At 72.5% G+C, this 13,956-nt stretch carries 15 protein-coding genes and 1 pseudogene; 11 read left to right on the top strand and 5 right to left on the bottom strand.

Going from position 1 to position 13,956, the window contains the following annotated elements:
- Positions 1 to 224, bottom strand: a pseudogene (locus ACOJSN_RS18185) (hypothetical protein); the annotation flags it as partial.
- A gap of 606 nt (positions 225 to 830) precedes the next feature.
- On the opposite strand from ACOJSN_RS18185, the gene ssd reads away from it, so the two are divergent.
- The 7 genes from ssd (at position 831) to ACOJSN_RS18150 (ending at position 5,404) form a co-directional block, all read left to right on the top strand.
- Positions 831 to 1,835 (top strand): septum site-determining protein Ssd, encoded by a 1,005-nt coding sequence (gene ssd / locus ACOJSN_RS18180; protein WP_420113903.1) that lies wholly within the window; start codon positions 831 to 833, stop codon positions 1,833 to 1,835.
- Positions 1,832 to 2,956 (top strand): TadA family conjugal transfer-associated ATPase, encoded by a 1,125-nt coding sequence (locus tag ACOJSN_RS18175; protein WP_420113902.1) that lies wholly within the window; start codon positions 1,832 to 1,834, stop codon positions 2,954 to 2,956. The genes ssd and ACOJSN_RS18175 overlap by 4 nt, the downstream gene beginning before the upstream one ends.
- Positions 2,956 to 3,690, top strand: coding sequence for a type II secretion protein F (locus ACOJSN_RS18170; RefSeq protein ID WP_420113901.1), 735 nt, complete (start codon positions 2,956 to 2,958; stop codon positions 3,688 to 3,690). The genes ACOJSN_RS18175 and ACOJSN_RS18170 overlap by 1 nt, the downstream gene beginning before the upstream one ends.
- A gap of 131 nt (positions 3,691 to 3,821) precedes the next feature.
- Positions 3,822 to 4,241 (top strand): secretion system protein, encoded by a 420-nt coding sequence (locus tag ACOJSN_RS18165; protein ID WP_420113900.1) that lies wholly within the window; start codon positions 3,822 to 3,824, stop codon positions 4,239 to 4,241.
- A 197-nt stretch (positions 4,242 to 4,438) separates the two neighbouring features.
- Positions 4,439 to 4,648 carry a DUF4244 domain-containing protein gene (locus ACOJSN_RS18160; protein WP_420113899.1) on the top strand — a complete coding sequence of 70 codons (210 nt, stop codon included), beginning with the start codon at positions 4,439 to 4,441 and terminating at the stop codon, positions 4,646 to 4,648.
- A gap of 1 nt (position 4,649) precedes the next feature.
- A complete protein-coding gene (locus tag ACOJSN_RS18155; protein WP_420113898.1) occupies positions 4,650 to 5,024 on the top strand; it encodes a TadE family type IV pilus minor pilin in 375 nt (124 codons plus the stop codon).
- On the top strand, positions 5,021 to 5,404 hold the full coding sequence (locus ACOJSN_RS18150) for an Rv3654c family TadE-like protein (RefSeq protein ID WP_420113897.1): 384 nt from the start codon (positions 5,021 to 5,023) through the stop codon (positions 5,402 to 5,404). Before ACOJSN_RS18155 ends, ACOJSN_RS18150 begins: the two co-directional genes overlap by 4 nt.
- A 22-nt stretch (positions 5,405 to 5,426) precedes the next feature.
- Here ACOJSN_RS18150 and ACOJSN_RS18145 read toward each other — a convergent pair whose 3' ends face one another.
- The 3 genes from ACOJSN_RS18145 to ACOJSN_RS18135 form a co-directional block, all read right to left on the bottom strand.
- Positions 5,427 to 7,904: a DEAD/DEAH box helicase gene (locus ACOJSN_RS18145; RefSeq protein WP_420113896.1), complete on the bottom strand. Its 2,478-nt coding sequence runs from the start codon at positions 7,902 to 7,904 to the stop codon at positions 5,427 to 5,429.
- A gap of 211 nt (positions 7,905 to 8,115) precedes the next feature.
- Positions 8,116 to 9,306, bottom strand: coding sequence for a hypothetical protein (locus ACOJSN_RS18140; RefSeq protein WP_420113895.1), 1,191 nt, complete (start codon positions 9,304 to 9,306; stop codon positions 8,116 to 8,118).
- Complete coding sequence (locus ACOJSN_RS18135; RefSeq protein ID WP_420113894.1) at positions 9,303 to 9,818, bottom strand: sigma-70 family RNA polymerase sigma factor; 516 nt, start codon at positions 9,816 to 9,818, stop codon at positions 9,303 to 9,305. The genes ACOJSN_RS18140 and ACOJSN_RS18135 overlap by 4 nt, the downstream gene beginning before the upstream one ends.
- A gap of 102 nt (positions 9,819 to 9,920) precedes the next feature.
- Between ACOJSN_RS18135 and ACOJSN_RS18130 the strand changes: the two genes are divergently transcribed.
- A complete protein-coding gene (locus tag ACOJSN_RS18130) occupies positions 9,921 to 10,163 on the top strand; it encodes a hypothetical protein (protein ID WP_420113893.1) in 243 nt (80 codons plus the stop codon).
- On the opposite strand, the gene ACOJSN_RS18125 is transcribed toward ACOJSN_RS18130, so the two are convergent.
- Positions 10,164 to 11,162 carry a serine hydrolase domain-containing protein gene (locus ACOJSN_RS18125; RefSeq protein ID WP_420113892.1) on the bottom strand — a complete coding sequence of 333 codons (999 nt, stop codon included), beginning with the start codon at positions 11,160 to 11,162 and terminating at the stop codon, positions 10,164 to 10,166. It lies immediately after the preceding gene.
- A gap of 102 nt (positions 11,163 to 11,264) precedes the next feature.
- Here ACOJSN_RS18125 and ACOJSN_RS18120 point away from each other — a divergent pair, with 102 nt between their 5' ends.
- The 3 genes from ACOJSN_RS18120 to ACOJSN_RS18110 form a co-directional block, all read left to right on the top strand.
- Entirely contained in the window at positions 11,265 to 11,729 is a 465-nt protein-coding gene (locus ACOJSN_RS18120) for an NUDIX hydrolase (protein ID WP_420113891.1), read from the top strand.
- Between the two features lie 2 nt (positions 11,730 to 11,731).
- A complete protein-coding gene (locus ACOJSN_RS18115; RefSeq protein WP_420113890.1) occupies positions 11,732 to 12,310 on the top strand; it encodes a mismatch-specific DNA-glycosylase in 579 nt (192 codons plus the stop codon).
- A 117-nt stretch (positions 12,311 to 12,427) separates the two neighbouring features.
- Positions 12,428 to 13,956, top strand: a 1,529-nt coding sequence (locus tag ACOJSN_RS18110; protein ID WP_420113889.1) for a sodium/proton-translocating pyrophosphatase, incomplete at its 3' end; no start/stop codon positions are given.

The raw sequence follows: 13,956 nt of genomic DNA, 5'->3' as shown, positions 1-13,956 counted from the left end.
GCGGCAGCGGGCTCCTCGGTGGCCGGCTCCTCCGTGACGGGGGTCTCGAGAGCGGGCTCGTCGTCGTCCGGGTCGATCACGGCAGGCTTCTCCGAGAGCGGGTCCTCGGCGGTCGTCTCGGCGGGCTCGAGCGGGGTGGGCTCGGGAGCGCTCTGCTCGACCGGCTCTTGCCCGGTCTCGGGCGCGCGGTCGTCGGGGTCGCTGCGCTGCTCGTCGGTGCTCATCGGTACTCCCAGAGGTCGTGGAATCCCGTTCACGGTAACGGGAGCAGTCGCGGCGGCACGGGTGGCGCGCCGAACGGGAGCAGACGCAACGACGGCGCCTCAGGGGCGCCGTCGTCGACTTCAGCCGTCGTGGGTTAGCAAGCGTGCACACGAGATGTGGGTCGCTACGGGCTAGCCCGTTCGCCCAGTCCTATTCGTGGACTGTTCGCGCGTGGGTTCCCACGGCCGGTGATGAAGTTGTACCTCCATGTCTACTCCTTCCCCGGGAGTTTGGGAAGGAATCGGGTGTGAAGATCCGATTGTCCGGCTCCATGGGTCACGGATGCGCATTCGAGGAGGCGGGGCAGGGCGAGGTCAGGTGTCTGCGGTGGAGCGTTGCAGACGTGACACCAGCGGCACGGGAGCCCCGCTCCGGGGTGCGAAACGTTGATGATGTGACACCAACGGCACACGGGCCCCGCTCCGGACCCATGGGAGCGGCAGCGGAGCCGGTTGTCCACAGATGCACGCTGATGCACCTGTATCCACAGCACCCCTTCGGCGCCCCAGCGGCGGACCACGCAGCCGCTCCATGCTGGCGAGCCAGGACGAGGAGAGGGGTCGAGGATGTCGGGACTCGCAGTGGCGCTGCGTTCGTCGGATCCCGCGGTTGTCGAGGCGGTGCGGTCGGTTGCCGCGCTCGCGGAGCTGCCGCTGGCGGTGCACCCTCCGGGATCGGCTCCACCGGAGGCCTCGCTGGTGCTCGACAGCGTGGCCGAGCTGGGCAAGTCCGATCCCGACTGGCGGCGTGCTGGTGGTCGGTTCGCCTGGGTCGCCGTGGAGCGTGGTCTGGAGGTGCCCGACGGCGGAGCGTGCCTCGTGCTTCCGGACACGGCTGAGGAGCTGCTCACCCGGATTCGCGCGGTGAGCGCGAGCCGACGCGCGCACGTGATCGGGGTGGTGGGTGCGCGGGGAGGGGCGGGTGCCTCCAGCTTCGCCGCGGTCCTCGCACGGACCTGCGCCGATGCGGGGCTCTCGACCGCCCTCGTCGATCTCGACCTCGACCACGGCGGGATCGACGTGCTGATCGGCGCCGAGCACGAGGGCGGGCTGCGGTGGGCCGACCTGGGCGGCGAGCAGGGCGGCTTCGCACCCGAGGACCTGTCCGCCGGGCTGCCGATCTGGCGCGGCGTGCGCGTGCTGTCCGGCGACCTGAGGTCGGTGGGGCTGCCGCCCTCCGAGGAGACGCTGACGGCGTTGGGCGACGCGCACGACGTGCTGGTGCTCGACCTACCGCGCGTCGCCGCTCGGGCCGGTGGACTCGCTGCGCGGTGGTGCGAGGTGGTGCTGGCCGTGGCCGTGTGTGACGTGCAGTCCGCGGCAGGCGTGCAGGCGCTGGCCCGCTCGCTGTCGGGTCTGGACATGCGGCTGGTGGTGCGCGGACCGGCGCCCGGTGGGCTGCATCCGCAGGACCTTGCGGCCTCCTGCGGGCTGCCCCTGCTGCACGGGATGGCCCCCGAGCGTTCGTTGGCCGCGGCGCTGGAACGGGGCGTCGCACCGGGCGACCACCGGCGCGGCCCGCTCGTGCGCGCGGCGCGGCAGACGCTGAGCGTGCTGGGGCTGGCGCCGTGAGCAGCGCGCCGCCGTTGGAGACCGTGCGTTCGCGGCTGCTCGAGGAGCCGGGATTGGACCGCGCCGTGCGTGGGAGCGGCGTGCTGGGGGACAGGGCGCGGTTGCAGCTCGACCGCGCCGCACGCGCCGAGCTGATGGGCGCAGGGCCGTTGCAGCCCCTGCTGGAGGACCCGCTCGTGACCGACGTGCTCGTGAACGGGCGGCACGGGGTGTGGGTGGACCGTGGCGCCGGGCTGGAGCGCGCCGATGTCCTGGTCGAGGATGCGCGGGCGCTCGCGGCGCGCTTGGCCACGCTGGCCGGGCAGCGGCTGGACGACGCCGTGCCGGTGGTCGATGGCCGCCTGCCCGACGGGTCGCGGCTGCATGCGGTGCTCGCGCCCGTGGCGGCGGAGGGGGCGCACATCAGCCTGCGGACGTTGCGGCGGCGGGCCTTCACGGTCGCGGACCTGCGTTCTCTCGGCTTCCTGGACGAGGTGGCCGCCCAGGTGCTGCAGCGGCTGGTCGAGGTCCGGGCCAACGTGTTGGTCAGCGGGGCGACCGGGTCCGGGAAGACCTCGCTGCTGGCCTGCGCGCTGTCGCTGGTGCCGGCCACGGAGCGGATCGTCTGCATCGAGGAAGCCGCGGAACTCGCGCCGACACACCCGCACGTGGTGCACCTGCAGGTACGGCGTCCGAACGTGCAGGGTGCCGGCGGGATCGGGCTCGACGTGCTGGTCCGCACCGCGATGCGGATGCGGCCGGATCGGTTGGTGCTCGGGGAGTGCCGAGGCGGCGAGGTGCGGGAAGTGCTCGGCGCGCTCAACACGGGGCACGACGGCGGATGGGCCACCGTGCACGCCAACTCCTCCGACGACGTGCCCGCCCGGCTCGTGGCGCTCGGTGCGCTCGCGGGGCTGGCACCCGCGGCCGTAGCGGTGCAGGCGCGCGCGGCGATCGACGCCGTGCTGCACCTGCGGCGCGATGGCGATGGGCGCCGGGTGCTCGCGGAGGTCGGCGTGCTGGCGGCCGATGGCCCGGACGGCATGTGGTGCGAGGCGGCCCTGACTCGCCGTGACGGCGTGATGACCACGGCACCCGGCTGGGACCAGCTCGGCGCAGTGCTCGACCGTGGGAAGCATTGATGCGCCTGTTCGTGGTGGCGCTGCTGCTACTCGCGGGATGGGTGCTGACCGCCTCGGGAAGGCCGCAGCCTCGGCAGCGTCGTGACTGGCGCGGGATGGTGAAGGGGTGGCGCGGAAGGCTGCGTCGGAGTCCACGTGCGGACGTGACGCGGGTGCTGGTCGAGGTCGCCACACGGCTGCGGGCGGGGACTCAGCTCGCCGAGGCCTGGCGGCGCTCGCTGCCCGAGCCGGAGCCGCCGTGGGCCGGTGAGGTGATCGCCGCGTCCGACCCCGGGGGCGCTGACGTGCCCGGTGCGGCGGGCGTCGGGATGCCCCAAGGTCGTCCGTGTAGCCCGGTCAGGGTACGAGCAGGGCCGCCATGGCAGCGCCGGGTGCGCGACAACCGCGAGGCCGGCGATGTGGCTGCGGCGGTGGCGGCGTGCCGGTTGGCCGCACGCACCGGCGCACCGCTCGCCGAGGTGATCGACGTGGTGGTCTCCGGCGTAGCGGAGGCGGCGGAGGCCGATGAGCTGCGTCGGACAGCGCTGGCCGGACCCCGGGCCACGGCACGACTGCTCGCCTGGTTGCCGGCCGGCGGCATCGCCCTCGGCACCGTGCTGGGAGCCGATCCGGTCGCGGTACTGCTCGGCGGTGGCGTGGGCGGACTGTGCCTGGTGGGTGGAGGTGCGCTGTTCCTGGTAGGGAACCGGTGGGTGCGGGCACTCGTCGCCGATGCCGAACGGGCGGGCCGATGAACTGGCTCGCGCCGGGCACCGCACTGGTGTTGCTCGCCCTCGCGTTGCTGGCGTGCGCACCGTGGGCGGTGCGCCGACCACCGAGACCTACGCCTGGAGTCAGGACTCCGCGGCGAAGCGGCAGGCGGCAGATGCCGGTCGACGACGCCGTGGTGCTCGACCTGGTGCGCGCCGCGCTCACCTCCGGGGTGGACGTGGTGGGCGCCGTCACCGCCGTGGGAACCGCGCTCCCGGAGACGCAGGGCGCACCGTACCTGCGCGCCGCGAAGGCGCTGCGGCTCGGCTCCGCCTGGGACGTGGCCTGGTCCGATCGGTCCGTGGTCAGCGACGCCCTCGAGCCCGCATGGGCCGATGGTGTGGATCCCGAACCGCTGCTGCGCCACGCGGCTGCAGCCATCCGCCGCACCCGCCAGGCGCGCGCCCGGGAAGCCGCCGCACGACTCGGGGTGCGCCTGGTGCTGCCGCTGGGTCTGTGCCTGCTCCCGGCGTTCGTGCTCCTCGGCCTGGTCCCGGTGCTGCTGGCCGCCGGGCTCGAGCTGTGGGGTGGCTGAGCCGGGTCGTCGGGCGTGGTGGCGGTCACCGCAACCACACGGGCTGCGCAACGGGAACGCCGGTTGTCCACAGGTGCACGCCGATGCACCGTCATCCACAGCAGGGGGTCGGCCGCCCAGCGGCGACCGAGCCGGCTGAGTGAGGCTCGAGGTCCAGCGGCGCGAACCGCGCGCCGCACGCATGGAGGAGGTCATGGATGAACGACTCACGAGCCTGGCGCGGACTTCGCGCCCGGTGGCGGGTGCTGCAGCAGCAGCGCGAGGCGGGGATGGCCACGGCTGAGTACGCCATCGGCACCCTCGCCGCCGTCGGCTTCGCTGGGTTGCTGCTGGTGATCCTGCGCAGTGAGCAGGTGCGCTCGATGTTGCTCAGCATCGTCCAGAGCGCCCTGTCGGTAGGCGGCTGAGATGGCGACCGTCGGGAGGAAGCACCGGCAGCCGCGCGATCGCGGTTCGGTGACCGCCGAGCTGGCGCTCGGCCTCCCGGCGGTCGTGCTGGCCCTCGTGGTCGTGCTGCTGGTCGCCTCGGCTGCCATCGCTCAGGTGCGCTGCACCGACGCCGCCCGGGCAGCTGCGCGTGCCGCCGCGCTCGGGGAGGACAGTGCCACCGTGGTCGCGATCGCCACCGACCTCGCGGGCAGCGAGGCGCACGTGTCCGTGAGCGAATCCGGTGGTTGGGTCACCGTCGAGGTCAGCCGTCCGGTCGCGACGGGGTGGCTCGGCGGATCCTCGCTCACCGCACGCGCGGAGGTCGCCGTGCCCGCGGAACCGGGCGAGCCATGACGACGGCGGAGCGTGCCTCGTGCGCATCGGCGCGCGATCGTGAGCGGGGTGCCGCGACCGTGCTGCTCGTGGCAGTCGTCGCGGTCGCGCTGATCCTGGCGGTCGGCGCCGTGGCGCTGGCCCACGCGGCGCACGCTCGGGGCACCGCGCAGGCGGCCGCCGATCTCGCCGCGATCGCCGCCGCCCAGGCCGCTCAACGGCCCGGCAGCGACCCCTGTGCGGTCGCCTCCCGCGTGGTCGCCGCCAACGATGCCCGACTGCAAGGATGCGCGTTCGAGGCGGATGGCCACGTCCAGGTCACGGTCGTCGTGGCCGTGGAACCGGTCAAGGGCTGGCGGACCACCGCCACCGCCGCGGCGCGAGCGGGCCCCGTCCGATGAAAGGCGCCCACCCCATCTCGACTCAGAACCGCGATCTCGGCACGGTGGGGGCGTGGGTGAGCAGGAGGGTCAGCACACGGGCGGCTCCTGCCTTGCTGAGTGGGTTGTTGCCGTTGCCGCACTTGGGGGACTGCACGCACGCGGGACAGCCGTCGCGGCACGGGCACGCGGCCACGGCGTCACGCGTGGCCCGCATCCACGGGCGCGCCGCCCCGAAGCCACGCTCGGAGAACCCGGCACCACCGGGGTAGCCGTCGTAGATGAACACGGTGGGCATGAAGGTGTCGGCGTGCAATGCCGTCGAGAGGCCGCCGATGTCCCACCGGTCGCATGTGGCGATCAGCGGCAGCAGCCCGATACTCGCGTGCTCGGCCGCGTGCAGCGCGCCGGGCAGCTCATCGGGACCGATGCCGGCGTCGGAGAGCACGTCGGCCTCGACCGTCCACCACACGGCGGCGGTCCGCAGCACCCGCTCCGGCAGGTCGAGCGCGTACGAGCCGATGAGGTCCAGTCCCGGCAGCCGCCGGCGGTCGTAGCCGATCACGCGCGAGGTCACCTCGATCGACCCGCGGTGCCAGGTCACCGGACCCCATGCCGCCTCCTCGGTGCTCGCGAGGATCCGCACGTGCCGCTCCGAGCGTGCCCGGGTGCGGAACGGCGGCCGCTCCGTGACCACGAGCGCCACGTCATCGGCGTACTGCGTCACCCGGTAGGTACGACCCTGGTGGGTGTAGATCGCGCCTTCGTGCACCACGGCATCGGCGCGCGCGCCGTCCACCGTGCCGACCACCGCGCCGGTCTGCTCCTCCACCACCGAGACGACCGCGTCGCTGCCGCCGCGCAGGTCGGTGAGGCTCTGTGGGCTCTCCGCCCGGTCGTAGTTCCAGTACCAGGACCGCCCACGACGGCGCAGCAGGCCACGTGCGACCAGCTCGTCCAGCAACAGGTCGTCGACGAGTCCGAACCGCTCCAGGTCAGCCGCCCCGATCGGCAGCTCACCGGCGGCCGCGCACAGGTGTGGCGCGAGCACGTACGGGTTCCCCGGATCGAACGACGTGGCCTCGACCGGTGCCCCGAAGATCGCCTCCGGGTGCCGCAGCAGGTAGGCGTCGAGCGGGTCGTCGGACGCCACCAGCACCGCGACACCCTCGGCGCCCGCCCTGCCGGCGCGTCCGATCTGCTGCCACAGCGAGGTCCGCGTGCCCGGCCAGCCGGCGATCAGCACGGCGTCCAGGCCGGCGATGTCCACGCCGAGCTCCAGCGCGTTGGTGGTGGCCAGGCCCAACAGGTCGCCGGTCCTGAGCGCGCGCTCCAGCTCCCGGCGCTCCTCCGGCAGGTAACCGCCGCGATACGCGGCCACCACGTCGGCGCCCACCTCCGGGGCTGCGTTCACGGTCACCGCCCGGGCCGTGCCCGCCCCGCTCGGCGGCTGCCACGGCGAACGCACCCTGGCCCGGGCATGATCGGCGATCACCTCGGCACCCAGCCGCGACCGCACGAAGGCGAGAGTGCGCCGTCGAGCCTTGACGAGGTCACCCAGCAGGTCGGCTACCTCGCTCAGCGTCGACCGGCGTGGCGCATCCGGCGTCCCGGAGATCGGGCTGTCATCGAGCGAGTCGGCGCCAGTCTCCTCGAGCCCGTCGGCCAGCGGCGGCTGCCACAGTGCGATCGTGCGCCGCCCGGCAGGCGACCCGTCCTCGGTCACCGCCGCGACCTCCTGAGGCATGACCCCGATCAGCCGTGCTGCGGTCACGGCCGGCTCACCGGTCGTGGCGGAGGCCAGCACGACCGTGGGCCTGCCGCCGTAGTGGTCCGCCAGCCGCAGCAACCGCCGCAGCACCAGCGCGACGTGCGCGCCCATGACTCCGCGGTAGGCGTGGCACTCGTCCACCACCACGAACCGCAGCCCGCGCAGCAGCCGTTGCCACCGCCGGTGCCCGGGCAACATCGAGAAGTGCAGGAAGTCGGGGTTGCTCAGCACGATGTCCGCGTGATCGCGTGCCCAGTCGCGCTCGTCCAGGCTGGTGTCGCCATCGACCGTGGTCGCGCGCACGTCGCGAATACCGGCCGCGTCGAGCAGCGCCTGCAGCCCGTGGAGCTGGTCGGCCGCCAAGGCCTTGGTGGGGGACAGGTACAGCGCGGCGGGGCGGCGCGACAACTCCGACAGCCGCCCGCCGGAACGGTTCGCGCGGATCGCTGTCACCGCGCTCAGCCATGCCGGCAGCGACTTCCCGGAGCCCGTGGACGTCGCGATCACCACGTGCCGCCCCGCCCACGCGTGCTCAGCCGCTTCGCTCTGATGCCGCCACGGCGTCGCTACGCCGCGCGCCCGGTACCCGGCCACGAGGTCGGCGTCGGCCCACGCCGGCCAGGCGCCGGTCACTGCCGCGCGCGCCGGCAGGTGCTCCAGATGCACGAGACAGTCCTGCTCGCGAGCGCCGGTCAGCAGCACGCCGAGGGTGCTCTCGGCCGAGACGCTCGCCGAGCCCGCTGCCTGCACCTGCCCATTGTGCGCGCCGCCACCGACAAGAACGACATGGCGGCGGCGGCCGCCTGGTGTGCGACCGCCGCGCCGTCGTGCCTCAAGAGCGAACCGGCTCGCGGGCACGCCCCCCAGCGAGGCCCTGGAACCAGCTCACCATCCCTGGATCTCCCGAGGCAGATGGCAGGTTATCCGGACATGCCGGCATCACCGCAGGGCAGAACTGCCCTCACCCGAGACTCAGCGTTCCGCCGCTGATCTCGACGTCGAGCGGGGCGCTCAGCATCGAGCAGCGCTCGACGGCGTCGGTCGCCTCCGCGCGAACCGTCGCCTCCGCCCAGGTGAAGATCCGATACGCGCCGTCGGCGATCGGTGCGGCCCCGCCGTCGCACGCGTCCACGACCGGGAACCACGCGAACTCCGAGAACACCGCCGATCCCTGTCCTTCCAGCTCGAGGGACGGTCCGAGGTCGAGCGGGCGGCCGTGGTCGGAGGCGCGCCACCAGGTGACGACGGCGCCGTCGAGGTCGGTCAGCACCGTGACCACCTCGGGGCTGAGCTCGCCCGAGAGCGCGGCCGCGGAGGTGGTGCCGATCGTCAGGTCCAGCGTCATGCCGTCGGCGTACGGCGCGTCGGGGTCGCCGGCGGCGAACGGGCCCGCGGAGGTCGGGGTCACCGACGACCACATCGGGTTCTCCGCGACAGCCGGGATCATCTCGCCACACACCGGGGCGAACTCGGCGCTGGGATCGGGTTCGACACCGCTCTCCCGGGCCTGCCCGCCCTCGACCGTGATGCCGTTGGTCGAGGCCGTCCACGGGACCTCGCTGTCACCAGCCGTGGCGGACCCGATCAGCGTCAGGTCGTACGTGCCGTCCGGCAGCGCGGCACCTGCCGCGGACCCGGCGTAGCCACAGCTCGCCAGATCCGCGGTCGCGAACACATCACCGGCGCTGTCGGGCGCGATCGATACCGGTTCGTCCGGGTCGGCGGTCCCGTGCCCGACGACCACGCCGATGCCCTGCAGCGAGACCACCAGCCGCACGTCACCGACCGTGGTCACCTCGACCGCGCCCAGGTTCTCCACCTGCGCGCGCATCGACACCGACATGCGATCGCTCGTCTGCATCGTCGCGAAGCCCTCGAGAGCGGGGTCACCCGGCTCCGGAAGGACATCCGACACGTACTCGCCACACAGCGCATCCGGCTCGGTCGGTGCGACCGGTCCCGGCAGCGTCAGCACCGCAGCGCTCGCGATCGCGACCACGCCGACCACGGCACCGGCGCCCACCTGGGCGCGGCGCACGAGGCGACGTCGCCGCACGAGGCGACGGACGCCGTCGAGCGCTCCTCCGAGAGGGTCGTGCTCAGGCACGAGATCATCGGCGGTACGGGTGAGAAGCCCACGCAGCTGGGTCATGACACGACCTCGGTCTCCTCGGGCCTCACGCCGGGGCCGAGCGTCGCGGCCAGGGCGTGGGTGGCGTCGGACAGGTACCGCTTGACCGTGCCCTGCGCGAGCCCGAGCTCGTCGGCGATCTGCGGCACGGTGAGGTCGTCGTAGAACCGGAGCACCACGCAGGCGCGCTCGCGCGGGCTCAACGTGCGCAGAGCGGCGGTGACGTCCACGGCGCCGGCCACGTCGTCGTCGGGCGGCCCGATGTCCGGATCCGCGAACAGGTGACGCACCTTCACCCAGCGGCGGTGGCGGCGGTAGGAGTCGAGGAAGGTCGTGAGCACAGTACGGCGCACGTACGCCTCGAGACTGTCGAGGTCGCGCACCCGCCCCCGGCGGGTGGCGAACACCTTCACCAGCGCATCCTGAACGAGATCCTCCGCGCCGCGCCGGCTCCCCACCAGCAACGTGGCGTGCTTGAGCAGCGCCGCGCCCCGGTCACGGACGAACTCTGCGAGAGCATCGTCGTCGCGCACCCCACCTCCTCACCACGATTCTTCACCCGTACAGACGCGCGACGGCGTGGAATCGTTGGGGTCGATACCCTCGGCGTTGACGTGCCCAGGGAAGGGGAGAGGATGACGCAGGATGCGACCGGTGGTGTCCCACCATGGGGCTCACCCGACAGCAGCCCTACGCCGCGCTCGGCGCCCGACCGCGTGGAGCTGCAGTGTCCGGTCTGCAACGGCACCTCGTTCCGTGAGGAGGAGGGCAAGGTCGAGACCCGGTGGGGGATGAGCAAGCACGTGTTGACGATGCGGGTCTGCCAGAGCTGTGCGCACGTGCTGTTCTTCTACCAGGGCGGCGCGGGGTCCTGGTGATCAGAGATCGAGCAAGGCTTCCCACATCGGCCACGCGCCCTCGCTGGTGTTGCTGAGCACGACGCGGGTGACGCCTGTGCTGCGTACGTGGCGGCTGGCGAACGAGACACCGGCGTCGTAGCCGTCGAGGTTCGCGTCCCAGCCGCCTGCATCGGCGGCGGTGAGCTCGAATCCGAGCCCGATCGGGCCGCCGTCGGCGTCCGTGGCATGCGGGCGGAGCATCTCCTGCACCATCGCGTCGTCGACGATCCGTCCACCGAGGAAGGCTGACCAGAATCGGTGCGTGTCTGCGGCTGTGGTGTACATCCCGCCATCGCCGGTCGCCATCACCGGCAGGTGGAACACGTTGGTGAGGGCATCGTCGTCGGTGCCCAGGTAGCCGAGCGCGGTCCGCTCGGGGAGGCGGTCGCTGCGGAAGAAGCCTGAGTCGGCCATGCCGGCCGGCTCGAGCACCCGGGTGCGGACGAGCCCGTAGTAGTCGTGACCACCGGCCCGCTCGGCGATCACGGCCAGCACCGCGTAGCCGCCGTTGCAGTAGACGCACTGCTCGCCGGGTGCCGCCACCTGCGGGTGCCCGTCGAGGTCGGCGAGAAAGTCCGACGGCGTCAGGTAGGTGTGCGCCGACCGTGACAGCACGTGGTCGCTCGGCTCCCACGTCTCCTCGTCGAGGTAGTCGCCGATGCCGGAGGTGTGCGTGAGCAGCTGCAGCACTGTCACGGCGTCGTCGATCAGTGGCAGGTCGGAACCGAGCAGCTCCCGTGCTCGGGTCTCGAACGTCAGCGTGCCGTCGCTCACGAGCGAGGCGATCACGATCGCTGTCATCGCCTTCGAGCCCGAGGCCATCCCGAACCGGGTGTCGGCGGTCACCGGTGTCCCTGTGGAGCGGTTCGCCATCCCGTACGCGCGCACGAGGTCGGTCTCTGCGCCGAGCGTCGCGACCACGCCGGAGAACTGCGTCTGCTCGGCGGTGCGGTCGAGGGCGTTGGTCGGTTCTGGCATGGTCGAAGCCTAGGCTGCGGCCAGCCTGCGCTCCCATGGATTTTCTGTCTCCGGTCGCCGGGCGGTCGTGGATCTAGCGACACGGGTCACTAGGCTCGTGGGGTGCTCGATCGGTTCGTGGTGGTCCCGGCGTCGTATCTGTACCTGTTGCGCGAGGGGGCCCGGGGGCCTGAGGTGTTGCTGCAGCTTCGGCAGGGAACCGGCTACATGGACGGGCACTGGGCCGCTGCTGCGGCGGGGCACATCGAGCGGGGCGAGTCGGCGCCGCAGGCCGCTGCGCGGGAGGCAACCGAGGAGCTCGGCATCGCCGACGTCGCGCTGGACTTCGAGCTCACCATGCACCGCACCCAGGGTCACGCCCCGATCGACGAGCGCGTGGACTTCCTCTTCAGCGCGCGATCGTGGTCCGGCGAGCCGCGCCTGATGGAACCCGACAAGGCCTCCGAGCTGGCGTGGTGCCCGCTGGCCGCACTCCCGGAGCCGACCGTCCCGCACGAGCGGATCGCGCTGGCGCACCTCGGTGCCGGCACCGGGTACCTGTCCCTCGGCTTCGAGAACGCCGGCTGACGATGGCGAGCTTCACCCGCGCCGAGCTGGATTCGTTCGTCGGCGCCGAGGTCCCCGATCTGGTCGGCGATCGGGTGCGGCTGCTGTTCGTCGGGATCAACCCCGGCCTGTGGACCGCGGCCACCTCGACGCACTTCGCGCACCCCGGTAACAGGTTCTACCCGGCGCTGCGACTGGCGGGCGTGATCGACCGCGAGATCTCCCGGACCGACGGCATGACCGATGCCGATCGCGCCTACCTGCGAGAGCGGGGGATCGGCATCACCAACCTGGTCTCGCGCGCCACCGCGAAGGCGTCGGAGCTGAGTCGTGACGAGTTGCGGGCCGGCGGTGCGGCACTCGCGGAGCGTGTCGCGCGGATCCGCCCCACGGTGGTCGCGATCGCCGGCATCACCGCGTACCGGAGCGCGTTCGGCCGGCCGGAGGCGGCGATGGGGCGGCAGCCGGAGCCGCTGGCCGGCTCCGTGCTCTGGGTCGTGCCCAATCCCAGCGGCCTCAACGCGCACGAGACCGCGCACACGCTCGCCTCCGCGTACGCGGAACCGGCACGAGCAGCGGGTCTGGTGTTGTCGCCGCCCTGACGCCAACCGGCCGGTTCGGCGCAACCGGCAGCCTGGCCTAGACTGCCGCCTCAGGCGCTGGGGGACGTACCCGATGACCCCGACAGCCACCGGTACGCACCACGTCATGGAGGACGGATGCCTTCGCTCGACCAGAGCAGTCTTGTCATTGTCGCGATCATCGGGGTGGTGGCGATCGCCTCCCTGGTGATCTCCGCCGTCCTGCGGCGCCAGGTGCTGGCGGCCCCGGAGGGCACGCCGAAGATGCAGGAGATCGCCGAAGGAATCCAAGAGGGCGCGAGCGCCTATCTCACGCGTCAGTTCAAGACGCTCGCGATCTTCGCCGTGCTGGTCTTCGGCCTGCTGTTCCTGCTCCCCGGCGACGGCGGGATCAAGGTCGGCCGGTCCGTCGCCTTCCTGTTCGGGGCCGCGTTCTCGGCCGCGATCGGCTACCTCGGCATGTGGCTCGCCACGCGCGCGAACCTGCGGGTCGCTGCCGCGGCGATGCACCCGGGCGGCCGTGCTGAAGGGGCGCGGATCGCGTTCCGCACCGGCGGCGTGGTCGGCATGGCGGTCGTGGGCCTGGGCCTGCTCGGCGCGTCCGTGGTGGTGCTGCTGTTCGGTATCGAGGCTCCCGGCGTGCTCGAGGGCTTCGGCTTCGGCGCCGCACTGCTGGCGATGTTCATGCGCGTGGGTGGCGGCATCTTCACCAAGGCCGCGGATGTCGGCGCCGACCTCGTGGGCAAGGTCGAGCAGAACATCCCCGAGGACGATCCCCGCAACGCCGCCACCATCGCCGACAACGTGGGCGACAACGTGGGCGACTGCGCCGGCATGGCCGCCGACCTGTTCGAGTCCTACGCCGTGACCCTGGTCGCCGCGCTCATCCTCGGCAAGGCCACGATGGGTGAGCAGGGGCTGATCTTCCCGCTGATCGTCACGGCGATCGGTGCCCTCGTGGCCGTGCTCGGCGTGTTCATCACCCGCGTGCGCGGCAGCGAGAGCGGCCTCACGGCGATCAACCGCGGGTTCTACATCTCCGCCGTGGTCGGTGCGGTCCTCGCCGGGATCGCCGCCTACGCCTACCTGCCCTCCTCGATGGACCAGATCGAGCGCGGCAGCCCGTTCGTCACACTCGGTGAGGGCGACCCCCGCCTGATCGCCGCCGTGGCGGTGCTGATCGGTGTGGTGCTCGCCGGCGTCATCCTGTGGCTCACCGGATACTTCACCGGCACCGACAAGCGCCCCACGCTGCAGGTCGCGGCCTCCACCCGCACCGGTGCAGCCACCGTGGTGCTCTCGGGCATCGGCCTCGGGTTCTCCTCCGCCGTGTACACAGCGCTGGTGATCTGTGCGGCCCTGGTGGGCCTGTTCTTCCTGGCCTCGGGCAGCATCTGGTTGTCGCTGTTCCTCATCGCGCTCGCGGGCTGCGGCCTGCTCACCACGGTCGGCGTGATCGTCGCGATGGACACCTTCGGTCCGGTCAGCGACAACGCCCAGGGCATCGCCGAGATGAGCGGTGACGTGGACGAGGAGGGCGCGCAGACGCTCACCGACCTCGACGCGGTCGGCAACACCACCAAGGCGATCACGAAGGGCATCGCGATCGCGACCGCCGTGCTCGCCGCCACCGCGCTGTTCGGCTCGTACGCCGACGCGGTGATCGC

The sequence above is a fragment of the Pseudactinotalea sp. genome, assembly GCF_048594945.1.
Classification (GTDB): Bacteria; Actinomycetota; Actinomycetes; order Actinomycetales; family Beutenbergiaceae; genus Pseudactinotalea.
This window is presented reverse-complemented; position numbering and strand designations above follow the sequence as displayed.